Here is a 22,401-nt window from a genome sequence, read left to right as displayed (position 1 = left end):
GGGTCAGAGGCACGAAGTCACCCTAGACGACTCACAGATCGTCGGAGCTGACCCCCACGCCGAGGATGAACGGACCGGACTCGCCGGCCGTCGCCGGCTCGGCAGGAGCCGCCGCGGTCGTGCCCTGGCTGGAGGCGCGGCGCGAGCGCGAGCGTCCCTGTCCGGGCTGCTTCGGTTCGGGCAACGCGCCCAGCACCGAGTCGAGGAGCTGCTCGGCGTCCTGGCTGCTGATCCGACGCGGCTCGCGCTGCGTGGTCGCCACCGGGATGTCGAGGATCGCGACCGTGGCGTCCGGGGTCGAGACCGTGGCCGACGAACGGCGACGCTCCGTGGTCTTCTCGACCCGCGCCTCCGTGGGTTCGTCGACGGACGCGCTCGCGGTGGCGGCCGGTCGCTCGGCCGGTGCCGCCGCCGGGACCTCGATCACGCCGACGGTCGCATCAGGCGTCGCCGGTTCGGCGGGTGCCGCCTCGTCGGTCGACTCGCCGGCTTCGCGCTGCGCGCGTGACGAGCCACGACGACCCTTGCGACCGGAGCGGCCGCGACGGCCCTCGTCGCCCGCGTCGGTCGACGCGTCGGTGGCCGGCTCGGCCTTCGTGGCGCTCGCTGCCGCGGCGTCGATGGCGGCCTCGACCGCCGCCGCGGCCTGGCTGGCCGCGTCGTCGTCTTTGGGGCCGCCTTCTTCGGCGTGGGCGATGGTGCTCGCCGCGATGCGCGAGAGGGCGTTCTTCACGTCGTCGGTGATGGCGTGGGTGCCCGTCGTGGGGTGCGCTCCACCGGTCGGCGACGAGGGGCCGCCACGACCGGACTGCGGAGCGGTGCCGGCGCCGGCGCCGGTGTTGTGGCCGTTGCCACCCGACTTGCCCGGACCGCCGGCCTGGCCGCCGCGTCGGCGGTCACCCTGTTGGCCGCCCTTGCGGGGCTGCTGCTCTTGCACGCGGGCGGCGCTGCCGGCCTCGGAGAACGACTCGGCCAGGCCGAGGCCGAGCTTCTTGCGCGTCATCTGGACCAGCCCGAGCGAGGTGACCTCGGCCACCTGGTGCTTGGTGCGGTCACGGCTCAGGCACTCGACCAGGCGACGCAACACGAGGTCGCGGTTGGATTCGAGCACCATGTCGATGAAGTCGACGACGATGATGCCGCCGATGTCTCGCAGACGGAGCTGACGGACGATCTCTTCGGCGGCCTCGAGGTTGTTCTTGGTGACGGTCTCCTCGAGGTTTCCCCCCGAGCCGACGAACTTGCCGGTGTTGACGTCGACGACGGTCATCGCCTCGGTGCGGTCGATGACGAGCGAGCCGCCCGAGGGCAGCCAGACCTTGCGGTCGAGCGCCTTCTCGATCTGCTCGTTGAGGCGGTACTCGTCGAACGCGTCCTTGTCGCCCTCGTAGCGCTTGACGCGGTCCATGAGGTCGGGAGCAACGGCCGAGAGGTACGACTGCAGCGTCTCGAAGGCCTCGTCGCCGTCGATGACCATCTCGTGGAAGTCCTCGTTGAAGACGTCGCGCACGATCTTGATCAGCAGGTCGGGCTCGGAGTGCAGCTGGTTCGGGGCGTTGCCCGCCGCGACCTTCTTCTCGATGTCGGCCCACTGGTTCGTGAGGCGCTTGACGTCGAGGGTCAGCTGCTCTTCGGTCGCCCCCTCGGCCGCCGTGCGCACGATCACGCCGGTGTTCTCGGGCAGGGCCTCTTTCAGGATCTTCTTGAGGCGCGCGCGCTCGGTGTCGGGCAGCTTGCGGCTGATGCCGTTCATCGAACCGTTCGGGACGTACACGAGGTAGCGGCCCGGCAGCGAGATCTGGCTGGTGAGACGGGCGCCCTTGTGGCCGACCGGGTCCTTCGTGACCTGGACGAGCACGCGGTCGCCGGGCTTGAGGGCCAGTTCGATGCGGCGGGGCTGGTTGCCCGTCGACAGCGAGTCCCAGTCGACCTCGCCCGAGTACAGGACGGCGTTGCGACCGCGACCGATGTCGACGAAGGCGGCTTCCATGCTGGGCAGGACGTTCTGCACGCGCCCCAGGTACACGTTGCCGATGAGCGAGACGTTCTGGGCCTTGGCGACGTAGTGCTCGGCCAGGGTGCCGTCTTCCATCACGCCGATCTCGATGCGGTCGCCCGACGAACGGACGATCATCTTCCGGTCGACGCTCTCGCGGCGAGCGAGGAACTCGGCCTCGGTGATGACGGTGCGTCGGCGACCCGCGTCGCGGCCGTCACGACGGCGTTGCTTCTTCGCCTCGAGACGCGTCGAGCCCTTGATGCGCTGGGGCTCGGTGATGAGCTCGGCCTGACGCGGGGCGCGTTCGCGACCACGGGTCTCGGAGTCGCGCTCCTCGCGGTCCTGCGAGCGGCCACGCTGGCGGCGACGCGAGGCCGGCTGCTGCTCGCGGTCGTCACGGTCGTCGTCTCCGTCGCGGTCGTCGTCCCACGAGTCGTCGGCGTCGTACCGGTCGTCGCGGTCGTCGCGCTGCCGACGACCGGGGCGTGCCGGGAGGACGCTGATCTCGGGGGCGTGGAAGATGAGCGTCGTGGTCGTCAGGTTCGCCGGGATCGGCGACGAGGACGTCTCGTCGGACGTCGGCTGGTCGCTCGGGGCCTGCTCGGTCGCCGCGGCGACGAACGCCTCGGCGACGGCGTCGGTGGTGCCCGGGTCGGAGGTCGGGGCCTGGGCCGCGACCTGATCGTCGGTGGTCTCGGTCTCGTGGGTCACGGGTGATGCCTCCTGGGCGTCGTCTGTCGTCCGGACGGGTGAAGGGAGCGCTCTCTGCTGCGCGTCGGGGCTCGTCGCCTGGGCGGCGTCGAGCGCTGCCTGGCGAGCCCTGAGGCCTGCGAACAATCCCCTTCTCTTCTTCGGACGTCCGTCGTTGTCTGTGTTGTCGTTCACCACTTGCGGTGCGCTCCTCGCCCCGCCGAGGCCATGCCGTCGGCAGGAATTCTCGTGTCGTGGTCGGGCGGTGACGTGGCACCTGTCCCTGACCACCGCGCCCTGTCACGGCGCGCCTTGTCGGACACGTCACGTTCGGTCACCCGGGGTGTCGACCGACCTGCGGTCGTCGCCCTCGGTGTCGTTCGTCGACGTGCTGTTCTTCGTGTCGCCTTGCTGGTTCGGAACTGGCCATCCGACGATGAGCGCCTGCGCTCTGGCCCGGTTTCCGCTCGACCTGGTCGACCACGCGATCTCTCGCATGACGACGACGGCCGGCACTGCCCGGTAAGCCTGGATCTCGGGGCCTGGGCCCCACGACTGGCTCGATTATCGCACGCCTCGGCCCGAGCGGGGTCAAGCGGACGCCGGGACGGCCCGTGCGATACTGCTGACCGTGACCGTCGAGACGCCTCGGGCCGTGACCCTGCCCACCGGCCGCACCCCGTTCGTCGCGGCCGTGCTGCTCGTCGTCGCCGGTCTCGGCGGTCTGGTCGGGTCCTTCGCCCTCACCCTCGACAAGTTCCGGTTGCTCGAGAACCCGGGCGCGGCGCTCGGCTGCGACGTCAACCCGTTCGTGGGCTGTTCCCCGGTCATCAACAGCTGGCAGGCGTCGCTCTTCGGCTTCCCCAACCCGATCCTCGGCCTGATCGGCTTCGCCGCTCCGGTGGCCGTGGGGCTCGGGTTGCTCGCCGGAGCCCGCTTCGCGCGGTGGTTCTGGGTGGTGTTCGACCTCGGACTCCTGCTCGCCTGGGTCTTCGTCACCTGGCTCTTCACGCAGACGGTGTTCGTCATCGGTGCCCTCTGCCCGTGGTGCATGCTCGTCTGGCTCCTCACGATCCCGCTGTTCTGGGTCTTCACCGTCTGGGGACTCGCCCGCGGCGTGACCGTGCCCGAGGGGCCGTTGCAGCGGGCGGCGGCACGGTTCCTGCCCTACTCGTGGGTGCTGCCGGTGCTCAACTACATCGTGGTCGCGACCACGATCGTGGTGGTGTTCCCGCTGCTGCTGCCGACGTTGTTCGGCTGACCCGCGCCTCCTCTCGTCGCCCTGCGCCCCCTCGAACGGACACGGCACCCAGGCGACTCCCAGCGGAATCAAGGGCGATCTCGCCACCCTGTCCTGACGACCCCCCGGACCACGACGAGGACTGATGACTCCACCCACCGACTCCCCCGCCACCAAGAAAGAGCGCCGCGAGGCGGCCCGCGAGAAGGCACGCGTCACCCGCGAGGCCGAGGCCCGACGGCGACGCCGCAACAAGTGGCTCCTGCAGGGCGGACTGGTCGTCGGCGTCGTCGCCGTCCTCGCGGTCGTCGCGCTCGTCATCACGCAGTCGATCAGACCGGCCGGGCCCGGCCCGGCGAACATGGCCAGCGACGGCCTGGTGCTCGAGGGCTCGAACGGGGCGGTCACCCCTGTCCCGAGCGGTGCCCTCGCCGCCGACGCGACCCCGACCCCGGCCCCGAGCGCCTCGGGCGCCGTGCCGTCGATCGTGGTCTACCTCGACTACATGTGCCCGTTCTGCGGCCAGTTCGACACGACGAACGCCCAGCAGCTCACCGAGGCCGTCTCGAGTGGTGCCGCCACCCTGGCACTGCATCCCATCGGGTTCCTCGACAACGCCTCGCAGGGCAGCCGGTACTCGACCCGGGCCGCCAACGCCTTCGCCTGTGTCGCGAACCACGAGCCCGACAAGGCCCTCGACGTCAACACGGCCCTCTTCGCACAACAGCCCGAGGAGAACACCCGGGGCCTGACGAACGACGAGCTCGTCACGCTGGTGCAGGGCGCCGGGGCGACCGACGATCAGATCCCCTCGTGCATCAAGGGTGGCGACTTCGAGGACTGGGTCGCCTCGGCCACCCAGCGGGCACTGAACGACCCGATCCCGAACTCGGCGCTCGACAAGCTCGGCAGCACCCCGCTCGTCCTGGTCAACGGCCAGCAGTACCAGGGCTCGCTGACCGACGCGAGCGCCTTCGCGCAGTTCGTCGCCGAGGTGCAGAACGGCGCTCCGACGGGCGACGCCGGCACGGGCGAGCCCGAGGGCTCGACGGCGACGCCGACCCCCTGACGACGCGACCCGTCGACGCGACCGAGCCCGCGCCTCCTGAGTCGATCAGGAGGCGCGGGCTCGGTCGCACTCCGGCGTCACGCCGGTCGGTGGCTCAGAACCAGAGGGCCAGCTCGCGCGCGGCGCTCTCGGGGCTGTCGCTGCCGTGCACCAGGTTCTGCTGCACCTTGAGCCCCCAGTCGCGACCGAGGTCGCCCCGGATCGTGCCGGGCGCGGCGGTCGTCGGGTCGGTCGTGCCGGCCAGCGAGCGGAAGCCCGTGATGACGGCGTCGCCCGCGATGCGGAGGGCCACGGTCGGGCCGCTCTGCATGAACTCGACGAGGGGTTCGTAGAAGGGCTTGCCCACGTGCTCCTCGTAGTGCTTCGCGAGCAGGTCGCGGTCGGCCTGGACGAGGCGGACGTCGACGAGCGAGTACCCCTTGGCCTCGATGCGGCGCAGGATCTCGCCGGTCAGGCCGCGGGCGACGCCGTCGGGCTTGACGAGGACGAGGGTTTCTTCGAGATCGGACATTGCTCCTCTTTCGGTGGGTGGTGGGTGGCTCACGGGCGGAGGCCCGACGAACGGATGGAGGGTGCTCGGCTCAGGCGGCGTCGCGCGGGACGTCGCGCGAGCGTGCGGCGTTCATACGGTCGAGCTGCGTGCCCTTGACGAGGCAGTAGGTCCAGATGGCGACGAACAGCGCGGCCACGACGAACATGACCGGGTCGAGGAAGCCGCATGCCACCAGGCCGAGCTGGACGAGCCAGCCGAGGGCCACGCCCCACCGCCAGCGCAGGGTCTGCGAGATCAGCAGCGTCAGCACGATCGCGCCGAGGCCGCCGCCCCAGGCGACTCCCGCGGGCAGCAGCTGCCGCCCGAAGACGACGAGGGTGACGAAGAACAGCGTCATGGCCTCGAGCACGAGGACGATCGAGAGGAGGCTCTCCGCCGCGCCGCGACGACGACGGGCCCGAGGGGCCCGTCCGGCCGGTCCGGACGGAGGCGCGGCCGCGGTCACGAGAGCCCCTCGGGCTGCTGCGAGAGGGCGATGACGTCGCCGACCAGCGTGATGGAGCCCGTGACCACGACGCCGCCGGGCTCGTCGCCCTCGACCTCGTCGGCCAGGTCGCGGGCCGTGCGCAGGGCCGCGACGAGATCGGTCTCGACGACGACGCGGTCGGCACCGACGACGCCCACCGCGATGGCCGCGAGCTCGTCGGCGTCGATGGCGCGGTCGGACTGGGAGCTGGTCACGACGAACTGGGTGACCGTGGGGGCCAGGGCGCGGACGATGCCCGCCGCGTCCTTGTCGGCCAGCACGCTGAGCACGGCGACGACGCCGCCGAACTGGAAGTAGTCGTCGAGCGCCTTGGCGAGGGCGCGGGCGCCGTGCGGGTTGTGCGCGGCGTCGACCAGGATCGTCGGCTCGTTGGCCACGATCTGCAGGCGACCGGGCGAGGTCGCGCTCGCCAGGCCCTCGGCGAGCACCTCGTGGTCGAGTGGCTGCGACCCACCTCCCAGGAAGGACTCGACCGCGGCGACCGCCACGGCCGCGTTCTGGGCCTGGTGGTCGCCGAACTGGGGCAGCAGCAGGTCGTCGTAGCGGCCCGCGAGCCCGCGGATCGTCACGACCTGGCCGCCGACGGCGACGGTGGTCGACTCCACGCCGAAGGCGGTGCCCTCGACCGCGAGCGAGCCTTCGCTCAGCTCGACGGCCCGTTCGAGTTCGGCCAGGGCCTCGGGGGTCTGCGATGCCGAGACGACGGCCGCCGTGGGCTTGACGATGCCGGCCTTGGTGCGGGCGATCTCGGCCACGGTCGAGCCGAGCCGGTTCTGGTGGTCGAGGGCGATCGGGGTGAAGACCGCGACCTGGCCGTCCGCGACGTTCGTGCTGTCCCACTCGCCTCCCATGCCGACCTCGAGCACGACCACGTCGGCCGGCGCGTCCGCGAAGCAGGCGAACGCGAGCACCGTCAGAGCCTCGAAGAAGGTCAGGGCAGGCTCGCCCGAGGCCTCGAGGTCGGTGTCGATCATGGTGAGGTAGGGCTGGATGTCGTCCCAGTTCGCGACCAGTCGCTCGTCGCTGATCGGTTCGCCGTCGACGACGATGCGCTCGTTGAGGCGCACGAGGTGCGGGCTCGTCATGAGCCCGGTACGCAGGCCGTGCGCCCGCAGGATGCTCTCGATCATGCGACTGGTCGACGTCTTGCCGTTGGTACCGGTGAGGTGGATCACCGGGTAGGCCCGCTGCGGGTCCCCGAGCAGCTCGACGGCACGTCGCGTGGGCTCGAGCCGGGGCTGCGGGGCCTGTTCGCCGATGCGCGCGAGCAGCTCGTCGTAGACGCGCTGGGCGGCGGCCGCGAACTCACCTCCGCGGTCGTCGGAACCCTCGCCCGTTCGGTCGTTCTTCTTCGGCGTCATGCGCGTCGCACCTCCACGACGACGGCCGAGCCGGGGCCCGATCCGACGACGGTCTTCTCGGGCCTGTCGCCGACGCCCTCGTGGACGTCGACGAGCAGCTCGGTGGTCAAGGTCTCTCGGGAGATCAGCTCGCGGTGGGCCTCGACGGCGGCGGCCGCGGCGGCATCGGTCGTGAGCGTGGTGGTGATGCGGTCGGACACATCGAGGTCGGCGACCTTGCGGGCCTGCTGGACGGCGCGCACGACGTCACGGGCCAGGCCCTCGGCCTCGAGCTCGGGCGTGGTCGCGGTGTCGAGCAGCACGAAGCCGCCGTCCCCGACGAAGGCGAGGGCGCTCGACGCGTCGGCGACGGCCAGCTCGAGGGTGAACTCGCCCGGCAGCAGCTCGACGCCGCCGACGACGACGTTCTCGCCCGCGGGCTGCCAGTCGCCCTTCTTCGCCGCGGGGATGACCTGCTGCACCTGTTTGCCGATGCGCGGACCGGCGGCCCGGGCGTTCACGGTGAGCTTGCGGGTGACGCCGTACTCGCCGAGGCTCTCTTCCGTCAGGCGGGTCACGACGACCTGCTTGACGTTGAGCTCGTCGCGCACGATGTCGGCGAACGCCTCGAGTCCCTCGGGGTCGGGCGTGACGACCGTCAGACGGGCCAGCGGCAGGCGGACGCGCAGCCCCTGCGCCTTGCGCAACGCGAGACCGCTCGACGCGACCGCACGCACGGCGTCCATCGCGTCCACGAGGGCGTCGTCGGCCGGGAAGGCCGAGGCGTCGGGCCAGTCGGTCAGGTGCACCGAGCGCCCGCCGGTGAGGCCCTTGTAGATCTCGTCCGCGACGAGCGGGGCGAGCGGCGCCGCGACCCGGGTGAGGGTCTCGAGCACCGTGTAGAGCGTGTCGAAGGCGTCGACGTCGTCGCCCGACCAGAACCGGTCGCGCGAGCGACGGACGTACCAGTTGGTCAACACGTCGGCGAAGTCGCGCAGCGTCGCGGTGGCGAGCGGCGTGTCGAGGGCGTCGAGGGCCGCCGCCACGTCGGTGACCAGGAGGCGCGTCTTCGCGAGCAGGTAGCGGTCGAGGACGTCGCTCGAGTCGGTCCGCCACTGCGCGTCGTACCCGGCGGCCGCGTGCCGACCCGCGCCTCCTGGTGCCGCGTTGGCATAGAGCGAGAAGAAGTACCAGGTGCTCCAGAGCGGCAACAGGAACTGTCGCACGCCCTCGCGGATGCCCTCTTCGGTGACGACGAGGTTGCCGCCGCGGATCACCGAGCTCGACATGAGGAACCAACGCATGGCGTCGGCGCCGTCGCGGTCGAAGACCTCGCTGACGTCGGGGTAGTTGCGCAGGCTCTTCGACATCTTCTGGCCGTCGGAGCCGAGCACGATGCCGTGGCTGACGACGTTCGAGAAGGCCGGCCGGTCGAACAGGGCGGTGGACAGCGTGTGGAGCGTGTAGAACCAGCCGCGGGTCTGACCGATGTACTCGACGATGAAGTCGGCGGGGCTGTGCTCGTCGAACCACTGCTGGTTCTCGAACGGGTAGTGCACCTGGGCGAAGGGCATCGACCCGCTGTCGAACCACACGTCGAGGACGTCCTCGATGCGGCGCATCGTGCTCTGACCGGTCGGGTCGTCGGGGTTCGGGCGGGTGAGCTCGTCGATGTAGGGCCGGTGCAGGTCGGGTTCGCCGTCGGCGTTCAGCGGCAGACGGCCGAAGTCGGCCTCCATCTCGGCCAGGGAGCCGTAGACGTCGACGCGGGGGTAGGCGGGGTCGTCGCTCTTCCACACCGGGATCGGCGAACCCCAGTAGCGGTTGCGCGAGATCGACCAGTCGCGGGCGTTGCCCACCCACTTGCCGAACTGCCCGTCCTTGACGTTGTCGGGAACCCAGGTGATCTGCTGGTTCAGCTCGCCCATGCGGTCGCGGAACTCGGTGACGCGCACGAACCAGCTCGACACAGCCTTGTAGATGAGGGGGTTGCGGCAGCGCCAGCAGTGCGGGTAGCTGTGCTCGTAGCTGGCGAGGCGCACCAGACGGCCGTCGGCGCGCAGGCGCTGCACGAGCGGCTTGTTGGCGTCGAAGACCTGCAGGCCGGCCACGCCCAACTCGTCGAACATCGGCAGGAAGCGTCCGCCGTCGTCGACGCTGACGATCACCGGGATGCCGGCGGCGGCGCAGACCAGCTGGTCGTCCTCGCCGTAGGCCGGGGCCTGGTGCACGATGCCGGTCCCCTCGCCCGTCGCGACGTAGTCGGCGACCAGGAGGCGCCAGGCGTTCTCGGTGCCCCAGGCCTCGGTGTCGGCGTAGACGTCCCAGATGCGGTCGTACTCGACGCCCTCGAGCTCGGCACCGGTGAAGGTCGCGGTGACGGCGGCCTCGGCGGCCTCGGCGGACTCGTAGCCGAGGTCGCGGGCGTAGGCGCCGAGCGTGTCGGCGGCGAGCAGGAACACGCTGCCGGTCAGCAGCTCTTGGTCGCCGGTCCGCTCACCGGGCAGCAGCGCGTGGGGCACGGCCACGTACTCGATGCCCGGGCCCACGGCGAGAGCCATGTTGGTCGGGAGGGTCCACGGGGTGGTCGTCCAGGCCAGGGCCTCCACGCCCGTCAGGCCGATCGCCTCGGCCTTGGCGCCGACGAGCGGGAAGGCGACGGTGACCGTCTGGTCCTGACGGTTCTTGTAGACGTCGTCGTCCATGCGCAGCTCGTGGTTCGACAGGGGGGTCTGGTCGTGCCAGCAGTAGGGCAGCACGCGGAAGCCCTCGTAGGCGAGGCCCTTCTCGTGCAGCTGCTTGAAGGCCCAGACGACGCTCTCCATGTAGTCGACGTCGAGGGTCTTGTAGTCGTGGTCGAAGTCGACCCAACGTGCCTGGCGGGTGACGTATCGCTGCCACTCGTCGGTGTACTGCAGCACCGACCGTCGGGCGGCGGCGTTGAAGACGTCGATGCCCATGTCGTCGATCTCGTGCTTCTCGGTCAGGCCGAGCTGGCGCATGGCCTCGAGCTCGGCGGGCAGACCGTGGGTGTCCCAGCCGAAGCGTCGGTGCACCTGCTTGCCGCGCATGGTCTGGTACCGCGGGAACACGTCCTTCGCGTAGCCGGTCAGCAGGTGGCCGTAGTGCGGCAGGCCGTTGGCGAACGGCGGGCCGTCGTAGAAGACCCACTCGTCGCAGCCCTCGCGTGCCCGGATCGACTCGGCGAAGGTGTCGTCGCGCTTCCAGAAGGCGAGGACGCCGGTCTCGATCTCGGGGAATCGCGGCGAGGCGGGGACGCCGGTGGCGTCGGAACCCTTGGGGTAGGTCATCGGTTCTCCAGGTCGTGCGGTGGGTCGCCCCCGCTGCACTGGCCGAGGGACCTTCTGACCACGAGGACGCCGTCCGGGTGCCTGACCCGGGTGGCGCGGTACCACCCCGCTTGCCGCCGCCCTCGCCCTCTCGGACGGTGACCGCGACCGCTCTGCTGCGGCTGTGACGGGCCTGCCCCGCCCGGTTCTACCGACGACCATCGGGCCTGGGCCCGCGGGTCGCTTTCTTCCGGGTGCTCCCCGGTGATGGCCGGATCGATGCGTTGTCGATCCTACCGTCAGAGCCGAGGAGGCGCGAGGTCGTCCCGAGGAGCAGGATCGAGGCCATGTCCTCCACCCCGTCCGACCCACCGGCGAAGCCCGAGAGCACGGTCACCGTCATCGTGGCGTTCCTCGCCAACCTGTTGATCGCCGTCGCCAAGACGGTGGCCGCCTTCCTGACGGGCTCGGCCTCGATGGTCGCGGAGTCCGCGCACTCGTGGGCGGACACGGGCAACGAGGTCTTCCTCTTCATCGCCGACAAACGCGGCGTCAAGCGACGGGACGACGCCCACCCGCTCGGCTACGGCAAGGAGACCTACGTCTGGTCGATGTTCGCGGCCTTCGGTCTGTTCACCGTGGGGGCGGTCGTCTCGATCCAGCACGGCATCTCGCAGCTGAGCGCCGAGGAGGAGGCGGAGAACTACCTCATCAACTACGTCGTGCTCGCGATCGCCTTCGTGCTCGAGGGCACGTCGTTCCTGCAGGCCTTCCGGCAGGCGCGCGGCTCGGCGGCCGAGCGGCAGGTTCCGACCCTGCGGCACGTGCTGCGCAGCTCGAACTCGACGTTGCGGGCGGTCTTCGCCGAGGACGCGGCGGCCCTGATCGGGCTGCTGATCGCGTTCCTCGGCATCTTCCTGCACCAGGTCACCGGGTCGGCCGTCTTCGACGCGATCGGCTCGATCGCGGTCGGCGTGCTGCTCGGCGTGGTGGCCCTGGTACTGATCGACCGCAACCGGCGGTTCCTCGTCGGCGAGAGCCCGTCGGACGAGCTCGAGTCGACCGTGCTCGAGCGTCTGCTCGCCCGGCCCGAGATCGAGCGGGTCACCTACCTGCACACCGAGTTCGTCGGCCCGGGCCGTCTCTACCTGGTCGCCGCCGTCGACATGACGGGCGACGACAGCGAGGAGCACGTGGCGGTCGCCTTGCGCCGCGTCGAACGTCAGCTCGAGGACCACGACGCCGTGGAGGAAGCGGTGCTCACCCTCTCGACGCCCGACGAGCCGAGCCTGACGCCTCGGGAGGCGTCCGACCCGGCTCGTCGCTGACGACCGACCGTCGAGGCGTCAGCCCCGGGAGGCGCGGGGCCGGGCGAGCAGGACGGTCACCGCCCCGACACCCACCAGCACCATGCCGACGAGGCCCGTCCACGGCGTCGACTCGGACGAGCCCGTCGAGGCGAGGGCGGCACGCTGCGCGACGGGGACGATGCGGACGGCGGTCGGCACCGCCGTCCGCGCCGCGACGGGCACGACCGCGGGTGCGTCCGGAGCGGCCCCGGACACGGGCGGCGCCAGCGTGAAGTCGACGGTCACGGGTGCCGACAGGCGGCTCAGTGCCGGCTGCGGCATGCCCCCGGACGCCGGATCTCCGACCCCGACGTACTGCCGCACCGTGGCCCGCCACGACCCGTAGGGCAGCCCGTCATCGATCGCCCAGGTGCCGTCCGAGGGGACGACGGGTGCGTCGTAGTCGCTGCCCCATCCGGCCTGCCCGGACAGCGCCTCGTACGAGTAGTGCAGCCATGAGCCGGCGACCCCGGTGCCCTCGAGGACGAACGAGCCGCTACCAGCCCACGTCGTCGACGGAGTCCGTAGGACCTCGCCCTGACGGGGCGAGCTGATGGTGACGGCGGGCGAGGTCGGCACCTCCACCAAGAACGACCGCGTCTCCGAGCCGAGGACGACCCCGTCCGCACTCGTCACGACCACGGTCACCGACTGCTCGGCGGGCGCGTCGTCCGACAGGTGCACGGGCCGGGTGGCACGGGGACCCGGCACACCCGATTCCCTTTGGACCGACCGGCCGACCGAATCGAAGACCTCGTACGAGAACGACGCCTCGGTCGTGGCGATCGACAGCGGGTAGCCCAGGGTCGGGTAGACGGCCCCCTCCACGGGGCTCGCCACGGAGAACGTCGCCGCCCGGGTGACGACCTCCTGGGGCACGGGAGGGACGACCGTGGTCGGTCCCGTCGGTCCCGTCGGTTCCGTCGGTTCCGTCGCGTCGTCCTCGGTCGGGGCAGTCGGCACCGGCGCGTCGACGACGATCGCCTGCTCCGCCATCCCCTCGACCGCGGGTCCGACGTCGGACGGAGGCGCTGACGCCGCAGGATCGAGCGGTGCCGGTGCCGGTGCCGGGGCCGGTGCCGCGGACGCGGCCTGTCCGCCGAGCGCGATTCCCCCCAGGGCGATGACGATGGCCGTCGACAGCGCGGTGACGGTCGACACGGTCTTCTTCATGAGTGCTGTCCTCTTCAGTGAGTCCGGGTGGACCGGTCGCCCTGACCCACCCCGGGGCGACCGGTCGTCGTCCCGGCGATCCGGTCCGACGAGCACGACGCTAGCGACGAGTCACGACGATTCCTCACGCCGTGACCGGTCCGTGACCGAAGGTCATCCCGGGGGGTGAGACCACCTCGTCCTTCCGACAGGGACCGCACGGCCCGTCTCCTCCCCGAGGCGCGTCATGACACGCGAATCGGCCCCTGTCAGCCGTTTCCGGGCGCATCCGGCTATCGTGATGCAGTGCATGCAGTCATCAAGCTCGTGAGAGAGCATCCCTCCGCGGCGAGGTTCCTCGTCGTCGGGGGCATCGGCTTCGTGATCACCATGGTGATCAACTACGGGCTCAAGCTGTTCGTCATCCCCCAGCACCCCGTCACCGCCCTCGCGCTGGGCATCATCGTCGCGACGGTCTTCTCCTACTGGATGAACAAGAAGTGGTCGTTCGACGACCGAGGTGAGCGTCACACCGCCCACGAGATGCTGCTCTTCGTGATCGTCAGCATCGTCGGCGTCGCCATCAACTCGGCACCCGCCTATCTGTCCCGTTACGGTCTCGGCCTCGAGGTGCCCAACGTCTCGCGCGCCACGCAAGAGATCGCCGACTTCGTCAGCGGGCCGATCATCGGCACCATGCTCGCCATGGTCTTCCGCTACTGGGCCATGAACAAGTGGGTCTTCCCGAAGCGCGCCGAGCTCGTCGACGTCCTCTCGCCCACGTCCCCGTCGACGTCGTCGACGCCGACCGTCTAGGCCGAGCGCGCCTCCCAGGCGTCGAGTCCGTCCGCGACGGGGCCCACGGCCGCCGCGACGATCGGCCCCAGGGGCCCCCGCGACACCCCGGCACGTGCCCAGGTCGAGATCGCGGCCGCCGCGGCGGCGATCAAGGTCGAACCGACCACCTGGGCCGAGAGGTCCGAGCGATCCCGGCCCGACCGCTCGGCGACGTACGACGCGACCGCCCCCTGCTGCCGGACGAACCGGACCGCGGCCGACGCGACGAGGTCGTCGCCGAGGGCCATCGCCTCGGACTGCGTCAGCGCCCACGGCACGCGCTCGGGGTCGTGGGCCTCGGCGAGCGCGACGAGCGCCGCCTCGACGGCCCGGACCGGAGAGAGACCCGAGGAGGCGCGCAGCAGGTCTCCGAGGTCGGCGAGGCTCTGGTCGAGATCGAGCCAGAAGAGGTCCGACTTGGCCTCGAAGTAGTTGAAGAAGGTGCCGCGGCTGACTCCGGCCCGGCGCGCGATGTCGTCGACGGTCGTGCCGGCGTAGCCGTTCTCGAGGAACAGCTCGGCGGCCGCGTCGGCCAGCATCTCGGCGGACGAGCGGCGAGGTCGACCGACCGGCCGTCGGGGTCGGGTCGGGCCTGGTCCATCTGACATGGCCACCATCATGCCGCTAGACTCGACGGCGCACTTGTTGCACCCGGTCCACCAATGCCGCCCCCTCGGCGGTGCCCCCCGCATCACACCCGACGTCCCGTCACTCCCTCACGCCCGGAGCCCCATGCGCAGCCGCCTGCCCGCCCTGATCGCCGCCACCGCCGTCGCGAGCCTCGTGCTCGCCGGCTGCACGAGCGGGGGCGAACCCGACACCTCGTCCACGCCGGTCTCGGGGGGCACGCTGACCTACGCCTCGGGCGATGCCGAACCGACCTGCCTCGACCCCCACGTGGGCGGCAACTACCCGCAGGCGCTCGTGTCGACGCAGTACCTCGAATCGCTCGTCTCGAAAGACGCCAACGGCGACGTCGTCCCGTGGCTGGCCGACTCGTGGCAAGAGGCCCCCGACGGTCTCAGCTGGACCTTCACGCTGAAGGACGGCGTCGCCTTCACCGACGGCACCCCGTTCGACGCCGCCGCCGTGGCCGCCAACGTCGCCCACCTGCAAGACCCCACGACCCTGTCGTCGACCGGTTACCTCGCCCTCGGCAAGGTCACGGGCGTCGAGGCGGTCGACGCCCGCACGGCACGCTTCGACCTCAGCGAACCCGACAGCGCACTGCTCGAGTCGCTGTCGCAGCCGTGGCTCGCCATGGAGTCCCCCGAGGCGCTGACCCGCAGCCAAGAGGTCAACTGCGAGTCGCCGGTCGGCACCGGCCCGTTCGTGGTCGAGTCGTGGACGAAGCAGCAGCAGGTCGTCCTCACCCGCAACGACGACTACAGCTCGCCGCCGGCCGATGCCGGGCACCAGGGGCCCGCCTACCTCGACGAGATCGTCTGGCGGTTCATCCCCGACTCGGCGTCGCGCTACTCCGCGCTCCAGGCCGGCCAGGTCGACGTGATCGACAACGCCCAGCCCGACACCCTCGTCGCCGCGGCGAAGGGCGACTCGCTCGACGAGATCGACGCCCCGCGCCCGGGCGCCTCGAACCGCATCGAACTCAACGCCGGCAAGGCGCCCTTCGACGACCCGAGCGTCCGCGAAGCGTTCATCCGCGGCGTCGACGTCGACTCGGGCATCGACTCGCTGTTCTTCGGCACGGCGAAGCGGTCGTACAGCCCGCTCTCGAGCGTCGAGCCGCTGGCGTTCTCCGACGAGTCGCTCTTCGACGTCGACGCCGACGTGGCGAACGACCTGCTCGACCAGGCCGGGTGGACCTCCCGCGACGCCGACGGCTTCCGCACGAAGGACGGCGTACGCCTCGCCGCGACGTTCCCGGTCAGCACGAACCAGTCGATCCCGGCCGAACAGTCGCTGTTCGAGCAGGTCCAGGCGGGCGCGAAGGGCCTGGGCTTCGACGTCACCCTCGAACCCCTCGACCTGTCGAGCTGGTACGGCGCCCTCGCGGCGAACGAGTACGACCTGGTCAGCGCGCCGTACACGAAGGTCGGTCCCGACGTGCTGCGCATCCTCTACGACAGCGACGGCATCACCCCGGCCCCGAGCGGCTACTTCGCCAACCTGTCGCAGACGAGCGACCCGGCACTCGACGACCTGCTGACCCGCGCCTCCGAGACCAGCGACGCCGACGAGCGCGCCGACCTCTACCAGCAGGCGCAGCAGATCATCCTCGAGGGCTGGCACGTCCTGCCGCTGTATGACCAGCAGAACCACTACCTGGTGCGCTCGGCCGTCCAGGGCGTCCGCGCCCTGCCGACGGTCCAGGCCCCGACGATGTACGACGCGTACAAGGCGAGCTGACCGGGTGCGTCCCGGGCGGTGGCGACGGGCCGGGCGGTGGCTCGTCGGCCGCCTGCTCGGGGCTGTCTTCGTGCTCTGGGCCGTCGCGACGCTCATCTTCTTCGCGATCCGGCTCGTGCCGGGCGACCCGGCCGAGGCGATCCTCGGCGGCCCGGGCTCCCAGGCGTCGGCCGAGGCCCTCGACACGATCCGTCGGCAGTACGGTCTCGACCAGCCGCTGCTCGTGCAGTACCTCGCGCAGCTCGGGCGGCTCGCCACGGGCGACCTCGGCACCTCGTACTCGCTGCGCACCGACGTCGGTCGGCTCCTGCTCGACCAGCTGCCCGGCACGATCGGGTTGGCGCTGCTGGCCCTCCTCGTGGCCTGGCTGCTCGCGATCGCGACGGCCTGGTGGGCGACCCTCGGCGGCCGAGCCGCCTCGGCGGTGTCGTCCGCGCTCGAGGTGGTCGCCTCGGCCGTGCCGCACTTCTGGTTGGCCAGCCTGCTGATCCTCGTCTTCAGCACCGAGCTCGGGCTGCTGCCCCCGGTGAGCACGGGCACCCCCGCGGGGCTCGTCCTGCCGGTCGTCACCCTCGCGATCCCCGTCGCGGGGTTCCTCGGCCAGGTCACCCGCGATTCGTTGCTGGACGCGGCGGCGACCCCGTTCGCCGTCTCGGCCCGGGCCCGGGGCGAGAGCCCGTCGGGCCTGTTCGGTCGTCACCTGCTGCGGCACGCGGCCCTGCCCGGGCTGGCCCTGTCGGGGTGGGCGTTCGGCTCACTGCTCAGTGGCGCCGTCGTCGTCGAGTCGGTCTTCGCCCGCCCGGGCCTCGGCCGCACCCTGCTCGGGGCGGTCACGCTGCGCGACATCCCGCTCGTGACCGGCGTCGCCCTCGTCTCGGCCCTCGCCTACGTCGTCGTGGTCGCCCTCGGCGATCTGGCCGAGCGAACGATCGACCCGAGAGGACGTGCGGCATGACCGCGCTGCCCGACCTGCCCCGGGGCGCCGGGACGACCCGCGCCTCCTCGTCCCGCGCCGCCCGCCGGCGGCTGCCGCTCGGCCCGGCCGAACTCGCCGCCGCGGCACTGCTGCTGCTCGTTCTCGTCATGGCAGTCGCCCCGCGCCTGCTGGCGCCCGCCGACCCGCTCGCCGTGTCGCCGACCGACGCGTTCGCCGGCCCGTCGCTCGTTCACCCGTTCGGCACCGACGAGTCGGGGCGCGGCGTGTGGACCCGCGTCGTGCACGGCGCCGGTGCCTCGCTCACCATCGGGCTGGTCGCCACCCTGATCGGGACGGGACTCGGGGTCGTCCTCGGCGTCCTGGCCGGTCTCGGCGGTCGAGGCCTCGTCGGTCGCGTCTCGGACGCGGGTGTGAGCCGCCTGCTCGAGGTGCTCTTCGCCCTGCCCGGCCTGTTGCTGGCGCTCGTCGTCATCGCGTTCACCGGGCCCGGGGCCGTGCCGGCCACGATCGCCGTGGGGCTCGCGACCGCCCCCGGGTACGCCCGCATCGTCCGCAGCCAGGTGGCGGCCGTCCGTCGGTCGCCGATGGTCGAGTCCGCGATCGTGCTCGGACGCCGCCCTGGGGTCGTGCTGCTGCGTCACGTCCTGCCGAACGCGCTCGCGCCCGTCGTCGTGCTCGCCACGCTGGGCCTCGGCCAGGCCGTGGTCTGGGCTTCGTCGTTGAGCTATCTCGGGTTGGGGTCGCCGCCCCCCGCGCCCGAGTGGGGGGCGATGCTCTCGGCCGGGCGCACGTACCTCACGGTCGCCTGGTGGATGACCGTGTTCCCCGGTCTGGCCGTCGTCGTGACCGCCGCGTCCGCCACCGTGTTGGGCCGCGGGCTGGCCCGCCGTGAGCGGAGAGGGCCTCGATGACGGCGACACCGCGGCCGACCGGCGCCGCTCCCGACGACCGGCACCGCCCCTCCTCGGACGACCTCGTCGTCGAGCGCCTGCACGTCGCCTTCGGCCGGGTGACCGCCGTCGACGACGTCTCGTTCTCGCTGCGGCCGGGCGAGTGCGTGGCCCTGGTCGGCGAGTCCGGCTCGGGCAAGAGCGTGACCGCCCGGGCCCTGCTGGGGCTCACCGGCGGCACCGTGACGGCCGACGCGCTGCGACTCGGCGGCGACGATCTGCTGACACTGACCGAGCGTCGATGGCGTGGGGTGCGCGGTCCACGCGTCGGTCTCGTGCTGCAGGACGCCCTGGTCTCGCTCGACCCCCTGCGTCCGGTCGGCCGCGAGATCGACGACGCCCTCAGGCTGCACACGCGGCTCACGCCGACGGCCCGCCGGGCCCGCGTGCTCGAGGCGCTCACCGAGGTCGGCATGCCCGACCCCGAGGTGCGCCGCGGCCTGCGCTCGGGCGAGTTGTCGGGTGGTCTGCGACAGCGGGCGCTCATCGCCGCCGCCCTCGCCTTGAGGCCCGGTGTGATCGTCGCCGACGAGCCCACCACCGCCCTGGACGCCGAGGTGCAGCGCCTGGTCGTCGACCGGCTCGCAGCCCTGCGCGACGGGGGCACGGCCGTCCTCGCGATCAGCCACGACCTCGGGGTCGTGCGCCGCCTGGCCGACCGAGTCGTCGTGATGCGTGACGGACGCGTGGTCGAGCAGGGCCCCACGGCGACCGTGCTCGACGCGCCACAGGCCGACTACACGCGCATGCTCATCGCGGCCCTGCCCGGCGGGGCGCCGCGAGGGCGGCGGCTCTCCTCACCCGGGACGCCCGACGGACCGCCCACAGGAGGCGCGCTCGGCTCGACGACGCGGGTCGCGTCCGACGCACCCCCGTCAGGAGGCGCGAGCGGCTCGACGGCCCAGGTGACGTCCGATGCTCCCCCGGCCGGCCCCGTCCTCGTCGCGAACGGCCTGCGACGGGTCTTCACGGGTCGCCGCGGCCCCGACCGGGTCGCCGTCGACGACGTCTCCCTCAGCCTGCGAGCCGGAGAGACGCTGGGCCTCGTCGGCGCGTCGGGTTCGGGAAAGACCACGACGGCACGCCTGCTGCTCGGTCTCGACGAGCCCGATGCCGGCACGGTCGAGCTGCTCGGGGCACCCTGGTCCCCGGCACGCGAGCACGATCGTCGCTCCCGACGGGGCGACCTCGGGGCGGTCTACCAGGACCCGACGAGCTCGTTCGACCCGCGTTTCACGGTCGGGCGCCTGCTGGCGGACGCGCTGACCTCGGGCCGCAGCACACGCCTGGGCGCCGTCGAACCCGAGGTCGTCGCCCTGCTGTCACGGGTGGGGCTCGGCACCGACACGGTCGGGCGACGCCCTGACACGCTGTCGGGCGGGCAGCGCCAACGGGTGGCGATCGCCCGCGCCCTGGCACCACGGCCCCGGGTGATCATCTGCGACGAGCCGGTCTCGGCGCTCGACGTCTCGGTGCAGGCCCAGGTGCTCGACCTGCTCGACGAGCTGCAACGACAGGACGGGCTCGCGTACCTCTTCATCTCGCACGACCTCGACGTCGTCGAGCACATGTCCGACCACGTCGCCGTGATGCACGAGGGCCGGGTGGTCGAGCAGGGCCGCACGGCGGACGTCTTCGACGCCCCGCAGCACGCCCACACCCGCGCCCTGATCGCCGCCCGCGTCTAGCCGTCCCCAGCCGGTTCGTGACACTCGGACCGCGGGATTCGTTCCGTGGCCGGCGCGGTTGCGGAACGGACTGGGGCCGCGTCGGACCTGGTCACAGCCGGGGGCATGACGAACTCATGCTGCCCGACCTCTGGCCGAACTGAACTTCGCCGTCCACGGTGTCGGCTTCGGACGACGAGAGGCGCTGAACGGCCCGCGAGGGAGATGGGCGCGTGATCGGGATCGAAGAGAGAGACCGAGTCCGTCGAGGGTGCACCCGCAGCCTGAGCGATGTCGTCCTGCGCTCGGATCACGGTCTGCAGCTCGTGGCTTGCTCACGCTGCAAAAACGCTCGATCTCGGTTTGCACGCCGCCGGAAAACTGATATGTTTTTATCGACTCGGTAGAAGGTGAAACTTCAGTTTAACCTCCTGCACCACGTCCGCTCGCGTCCTAAACCCGACCAGGAGAATTCCGTGCTTTCACGTTCGCGTGCTCCTCGAAGCACTCCGACAAGCCAGCTGCCGCGATGGCGCCTGACGGCCTTCCGGGCCGTGGCCGTCGTGCTGTGCCTCCTCACGGCATGGCACGTGTTCGCGTCGTTCCTGTGGATCTCCCCACCGACTGCAATGCGACAGGTGGTCCCCGGAAACGCCCTCGAGTCGTACATGATCCCGTGGTTCGGACAGAGCTGGAGCGTCTTCGCACCAGAACCGATCAACGGCGACTACCGGTTCGAAGTCCGGGCTTTGGTGTCCTCGACAGACGGGAAAGATGCCGCCGTGACGAAGTGGGTATCGGCCACGGATGTCGAGCAGTCGATGGCGCAGCATCACCTCTTCCCGCCTCGCGCCGCCGGCCTCGGTGTGCATGCGGCAAGTGCATTGAAGGGCGCCTGGGACGGACTGAGTGCCGAACAGCAGGACACCGCCCGACTGAACTACTTCGACGGCGACGCATGGCTGGGGCGGATGCGGACAGCGATGCTGCAGCAGCAGGCCGACTCCACCGCCGAGGTGAACGAATACATCGTGCGGGAGCGCTATGCCGACGCGTATGCCACCCAGATCGCGGAAGCCACCTGGGGCCCCGACGTGATCCGGGTGCAGTACCGCGCATCGCGTCAGAACGTCATCCCGTACGAGGACCGCAACGACGCCGATGCAGAACGTCCCGCGCCGCAGATCGCCGCAACCGGGTGGCGTGGCCTGATCACGCTACCGAGACAAGACCAGGACGAATTCGCGCAGACCTTCAACCGTGTCCACCACGCCCTCGAAAGCCGCTCCCGATGACCGCGACACCCCTCACGCACGATGCGCCCAGCGCTCACACCGACCCGGTGAACACGCCGACGATCGACGATCCCGGCCGAGAGACCGGCGGCACTCCACGGCTGCGTGCCCTGATCCGTCGGCGCATCACCGGCCCCCTCTCCGTCGCAGAAGCCTGGCTGACCGACCGGAAGCACGCCCAGTACGGCCTTGCCATGGCTCGAATGCTGATCGGGGTCGCCATCATCGGTTTCTGCCTCACGAACTTCGCCACGCGCAACTACACGTTCGGCGCCGGGGCCGCGTGGAGCGGTCAGCTCCAGTTCTCAGACAGTGACTTCGCCGGCATCTGGCCGTTCTCGCTCGTGAACGCCACCGCCGACAACTCCATCGCCCTCGGCGCAGTGTTCTGCATCTTGATCGCAAGCGGAATCGCGATCGCGATCGGGTGGCGCACTCGTATCGCCATGACCATCGCGTTCGTGTTCTGGGTCGGATTGCTCTCGATCAACGTCGACGTACAGGACCAGAGCGACAACCTCTCTCGAATGGCGATGATCTACCTCTTCTTCACATCGCCCGCACACGTCTGGTCACTCGACGCACGACGCCGTGCCCGCAGCGCGGACACCGGAAACATCCTGCGCCGTTGGTGGAACTTCCAACCGGCCCTACCGGCGCGGTTCACGACGCTGCTACACAATCTGGCCGTCATCGTGCTCGGCGCACAGCTCTGCATGCTGTATGCGGCCGGCGGGTTGTACAAAGCGCAGGGCGCCCCCTGGTATCGGGGCTACGCCATCTACAACCCCCTCCAGACCGCACAGTTCGGCACCTGGCCAGAACTCAGCCACCTCATCACCGTATGGGCACCCTTGGTGGCGTTGGGCACCATCATGACCGTTCTCGTCCAGGTCGGATTCCCACTTCTGCTCATGCGTCGCCCCACTCGCGTGTTCGCCCTCCTCGTCATCCTCGGCTTCCACTCCGCCATCGGCCTCCTCATGGGCCTGCCCTGGTTCTCGCTCTGGATGCTCGCCCTGGACTCCCTCTTCGTCCGAGACGCCACATACCGCACCATGGCGCACTACGCGAAGGGGCCCAGCGTGTCACTCGCCAAAAAACTGCGACACAACACGACGACGACCACCACGACACCATCCCTGTCTCCGCAGCAGTAACTCCCCCAAAATCAAT

The 22,401-nt window shown here is 71.0% G+C and carries 17 protein-coding genes; 10 read left to right on the top strand and 7 right to left on the bottom strand.

What is annotated here, in order from left to right; translation table 11 throughout:
• Nucleotides 1–31 precede the first annotated feature (31 nt).
• Entirely contained in the window at nt 32–2,836 is a 2,805-nt protein-coding gene (locus tag EDF50_RS14575) for an Rne/Rng family ribonuclease (protein ID WP_370454002.1), read from the bottom strand.
• A gap of 484 nt (nt 2,837–3,320) precedes the next feature.
• Here EDF50_RS14575 and EDF50_RS14565 point away from each other — a divergent pair, with 484 nt between their 5' ends.
• Nucleotides 3,321–3,950, top strand: a complete 630-nt coding sequence (locus EDF50_RS14565) for a vitamin K epoxide reductase family protein (protein WP_233570661.1) — start codon at nt 3,321–3,323, stop codon at nt 3,948–3,950.
• A gap of 124 nt (nt 3,951–4,074) precedes the next feature.
• Nucleotides 4,075–4,998, top strand: coding sequence for a thioredoxin domain-containing protein (locus EDF50_RS14560; RefSeq protein WP_123520233.1), 924 nt, complete (start codon nt 4,075–4,077; stop codon nt 4,996–4,998).
• 94 nt (nt 4,999–5,092) lie between these two features.
• Here the strand turns inward: EDF50_RS14560 and ndk are convergent, their stop codons facing one another.
• From ndk to ileS, 4 genes are all read right to left on the bottom strand, one after another.
• Nucleotides 5,093–5,509: a nucleoside-diphosphate kinase gene (gene ndk, locus EDF50_RS14555; RefSeq protein WP_123520232.1), complete on the bottom strand. Its 417-nt coding sequence runs from the start codon at nt 5,507–5,509 to the stop codon at nt 5,093–5,095.
• Between the two features lie 70 nt (nt 5,510–5,579).
• A complete protein-coding gene (locus EDF50_RS14550) occupies nt 5,580–5,996 on the bottom strand; it encodes a DUF4233 domain-containing protein (RefSeq protein ID WP_123520231.1) in 417 nt (138 codons plus the stop codon).
• Nucleotides 5,993–7,399 carry a folylpolyglutamate synthase/dihydrofolate synthase family protein gene (locus tag EDF50_RS14545; RefSeq protein ID WP_123520230.1) on the bottom strand — a complete coding sequence of 469 codons (1,407 nt, stop codon included), beginning with the start codon at nt 7,397–7,399 and terminating at the stop codon, nt 5,993–5,995. Before EDF50_RS14545 ends, EDF50_RS14550 begins: the two co-directional genes overlap by 4 nt.
• Nucleotides 7,396–10,689, bottom strand: coding sequence for an isoleucine--tRNA ligase (gene ileS, locus EDF50_RS14540; protein ID WP_123520229.1), 3,294 nt, complete (start codon nt 10,687–10,689; stop codon nt 7,396–7,398). Before ileS ends, EDF50_RS14545 begins: the two co-directional genes overlap by 4 nt.
• A gap of 326 nt (nt 10,690–11,015) precedes the next feature.
• Between ileS and EDF50_RS14535 the strand changes: the two genes are divergently transcribed.
• Nucleotides 11,016–11,996 carry a cation diffusion facilitator family transporter gene (locus EDF50_RS14535; RefSeq protein ID WP_123520228.1) on the top strand — a complete coding sequence of 327 codons (981 nt, stop codon included), beginning with the start codon at nt 11,016–11,018 and terminating at the stop codon, nt 11,994–11,996.
• Between the two features lie 18 nt (nt 11,997–12,014).
• Here the strand turns inward: EDF50_RS14535 and EDF50_RS14530 are convergent, their stop codons facing one another.
• On the bottom strand, nt 12,015–13,190 hold the full coding sequence (locus EDF50_RS14530) for a hypothetical protein (protein ID WP_123520227.1): 1,176 nt from the start codon (nt 13,188–13,190) through the stop codon (nt 12,015–12,017).
• Nucleotides 13,191–13,475: 285 nt separating this feature from the next.
• On the opposite strand from EDF50_RS14530, the gene EDF50_RS14525 reads away from it, so the two are divergent.
• Nucleotides 13,476–13,985, top strand: a complete 510-nt coding sequence (locus tag EDF50_RS14525) for a GtrA family protein (RefSeq protein WP_199738816.1) — start codon at nt 13,476–13,478, stop codon at nt 13,983–13,985.
• Here the strand turns inward: EDF50_RS14525 and EDF50_RS14520 are convergent.
• Nucleotides 13,982–14,614, bottom strand: coding sequence for a TetR/AcrR family transcriptional regulator (locus EDF50_RS14520; protein WP_158612739.1), 633 nt, complete (start codon nt 14,612–14,614; stop codon nt 13,982–13,984). The genes EDF50_RS14525 and EDF50_RS14520 overlap by 4 nt on opposite strands.
• Before the next feature lie 124 nt (nt 14,615–14,738).
• On the opposite strand from EDF50_RS14520, the gene EDF50_RS14515 reads away from it, so the two are divergent.
• From EDF50_RS14515 to EDF50_RS14490, 6 genes are all read left to right on the top strand, one after another.
• A complete protein-coding gene (locus tag EDF50_RS14515; protein ID WP_123520225.1) occupies nt 14,739–16,376 on the top strand; it encodes an ABC transporter substrate-binding protein in 1,638 nt (545 codons plus the stop codon).
• A gap of 4 nt (nt 16,377–16,380) precedes the next feature.
• The gene (locus tag EDF50_RS14510; protein ID WP_233570660.1) at nt 16,381–17,331 is read left to right on the top strand and encodes an ABC transporter permease; all 951 of its coding nucleotides are present in this window, start codon (nt 16,381–16,383) and stop codon (nt 17,329–17,331) included.
• The gene (locus EDF50_RS14505; protein WP_123520223.1) at nt 17,328–18,224 is read left to right on the top strand and encodes an ABC transporter permease; all 897 of its coding nucleotides are present in this window, start codon (nt 17,328–17,330) and stop codon (nt 18,222–18,224) included. The genes EDF50_RS14510 and EDF50_RS14505 overlap by 4 nt, the downstream gene beginning before the upstream one ends.
• Nucleotides 18,221–19,951, top strand: a complete 1,731-nt coding sequence (locus tag EDF50_RS14500) for an ABC transporter ATP-binding protein (protein ID WP_123520222.1) — start codon at nt 18,221–18,223, stop codon at nt 19,949–19,951. The genes EDF50_RS14505 and EDF50_RS14500 overlap by 4 nt, the downstream gene beginning before the upstream one ends.
• A 533-nt stretch (nt 19,952–20,484) precedes the next feature.
• The gene (locus EDF50_RS14495) at nt 20,485–21,225 is read left to right on the top strand and encodes a DUF5819 family protein (RefSeq protein ID WP_233570659.1); all 741 of its coding nucleotides are present in this window, start codon (nt 20,485–20,487) and stop codon (nt 21,223–21,225) included.
• Nucleotides 21,222–22,385: an HTTM domain-containing protein gene (locus EDF50_RS14490; RefSeq protein WP_123520221.1), complete on the top strand. Its 1,164-nt coding sequence runs from the start codon at nt 21,222–21,224 to the stop codon at nt 22,383–22,385. The genes EDF50_RS14495 and EDF50_RS14490 overlap by 4 nt, the downstream gene beginning before the upstream one ends.
• The last annotated feature ends 16 nt before the right edge of the window (nt 22,386–22,401 follow it).

The organism is Frigoribacterium sp. PhB24 (genome assembly GCF_003755185.1).
In the GTDB taxonomy this organism is placed as follows: domain Bacteria; phylum Actinomycetota; class Actinomycetes; order Actinomycetales; family Microbacteriaceae; genus Frigoribacterium.
Note: the sequence above shows the minus strand (reverse complement) of the source record. Positions and strands in the feature narration are given on the sequence as shown.

Bases quoted from the DNA above. Each gene is read 5' to 3' on its own strand.
- EDF50_RS14530 (WP_123520227.1), bottom strand. From the start codon at position 13,190: ATGAAGAAGACCGTGTCGACCGTCACCGCGCTGTCGACGGCCATCGTC.
- EDF50_RS14490 (WP_123520221.1), top strand. From the start codon at position 21,222: ATGACCGCGACACCCCTCACGCACGATGCGCCCAGCGCTCACACCGAC.
- EDF50_RS14520 (WP_158612739.1), bottom strand. From the start codon at position 14,614: ATGTCAGATGGACCAGGCCCGACCCGACCCCGACGGCCGGTCGGTCGA.
- EDF50_RS14500 (WP_123520222.1), top strand. From the start codon at position 18,221: ATGACGGCGACACCGCGGCCGACCGGCGCCGCTCCCGACGACCGGCAC.
- EDF50_RS14505 (WP_123520223.1), top strand. From the start codon at position 17,328: ATGACCGCGCTGCCCGACCTGCCCCGGGGCGCCGGGACGACCCGCGCC.
- EDF50_RS14535 (WP_123520228.1), top strand. From the start codon at position 11,016: ATGTCCTCCACCCCGTCCGACCCACCGGCGAAGCCCGAGAGCACGGTC.
- EDF50_RS14545 (WP_123520230.1), bottom strand. From the start codon at position 7,399: ATGACGCCGAAGAAGAACGACCGAACGGGCGAGGGTTCCGACGACCGC.
- ileS (WP_123520229.1), bottom strand. From the start codon at position 10,689: ATGACCTACCCCAAGGGTTCCGACGCCACCGGCGTCCCCGCCTCGCCG.
- ndk (WP_123520232.1), bottom strand. From the start codon at position 5,509: ATGTCCGATCTCGAAGAAACCCTCGTCCTCGTCAAGCCCGACGGCGTC.
- EDF50_RS14560 (WP_123520233.1), top strand. From the start codon at position 4,075: ATGACTCCACCCACCGACTCCCCCGCCACCAAGAAAGAGCGCCGCGAG.
- EDF50_RS14515 (WP_123520225.1), top strand. From the start codon at position 14,739: ATGCGCAGCCGCCTGCCCGCCCTGATCGCCGCCACCGCCGTCGCGAGC.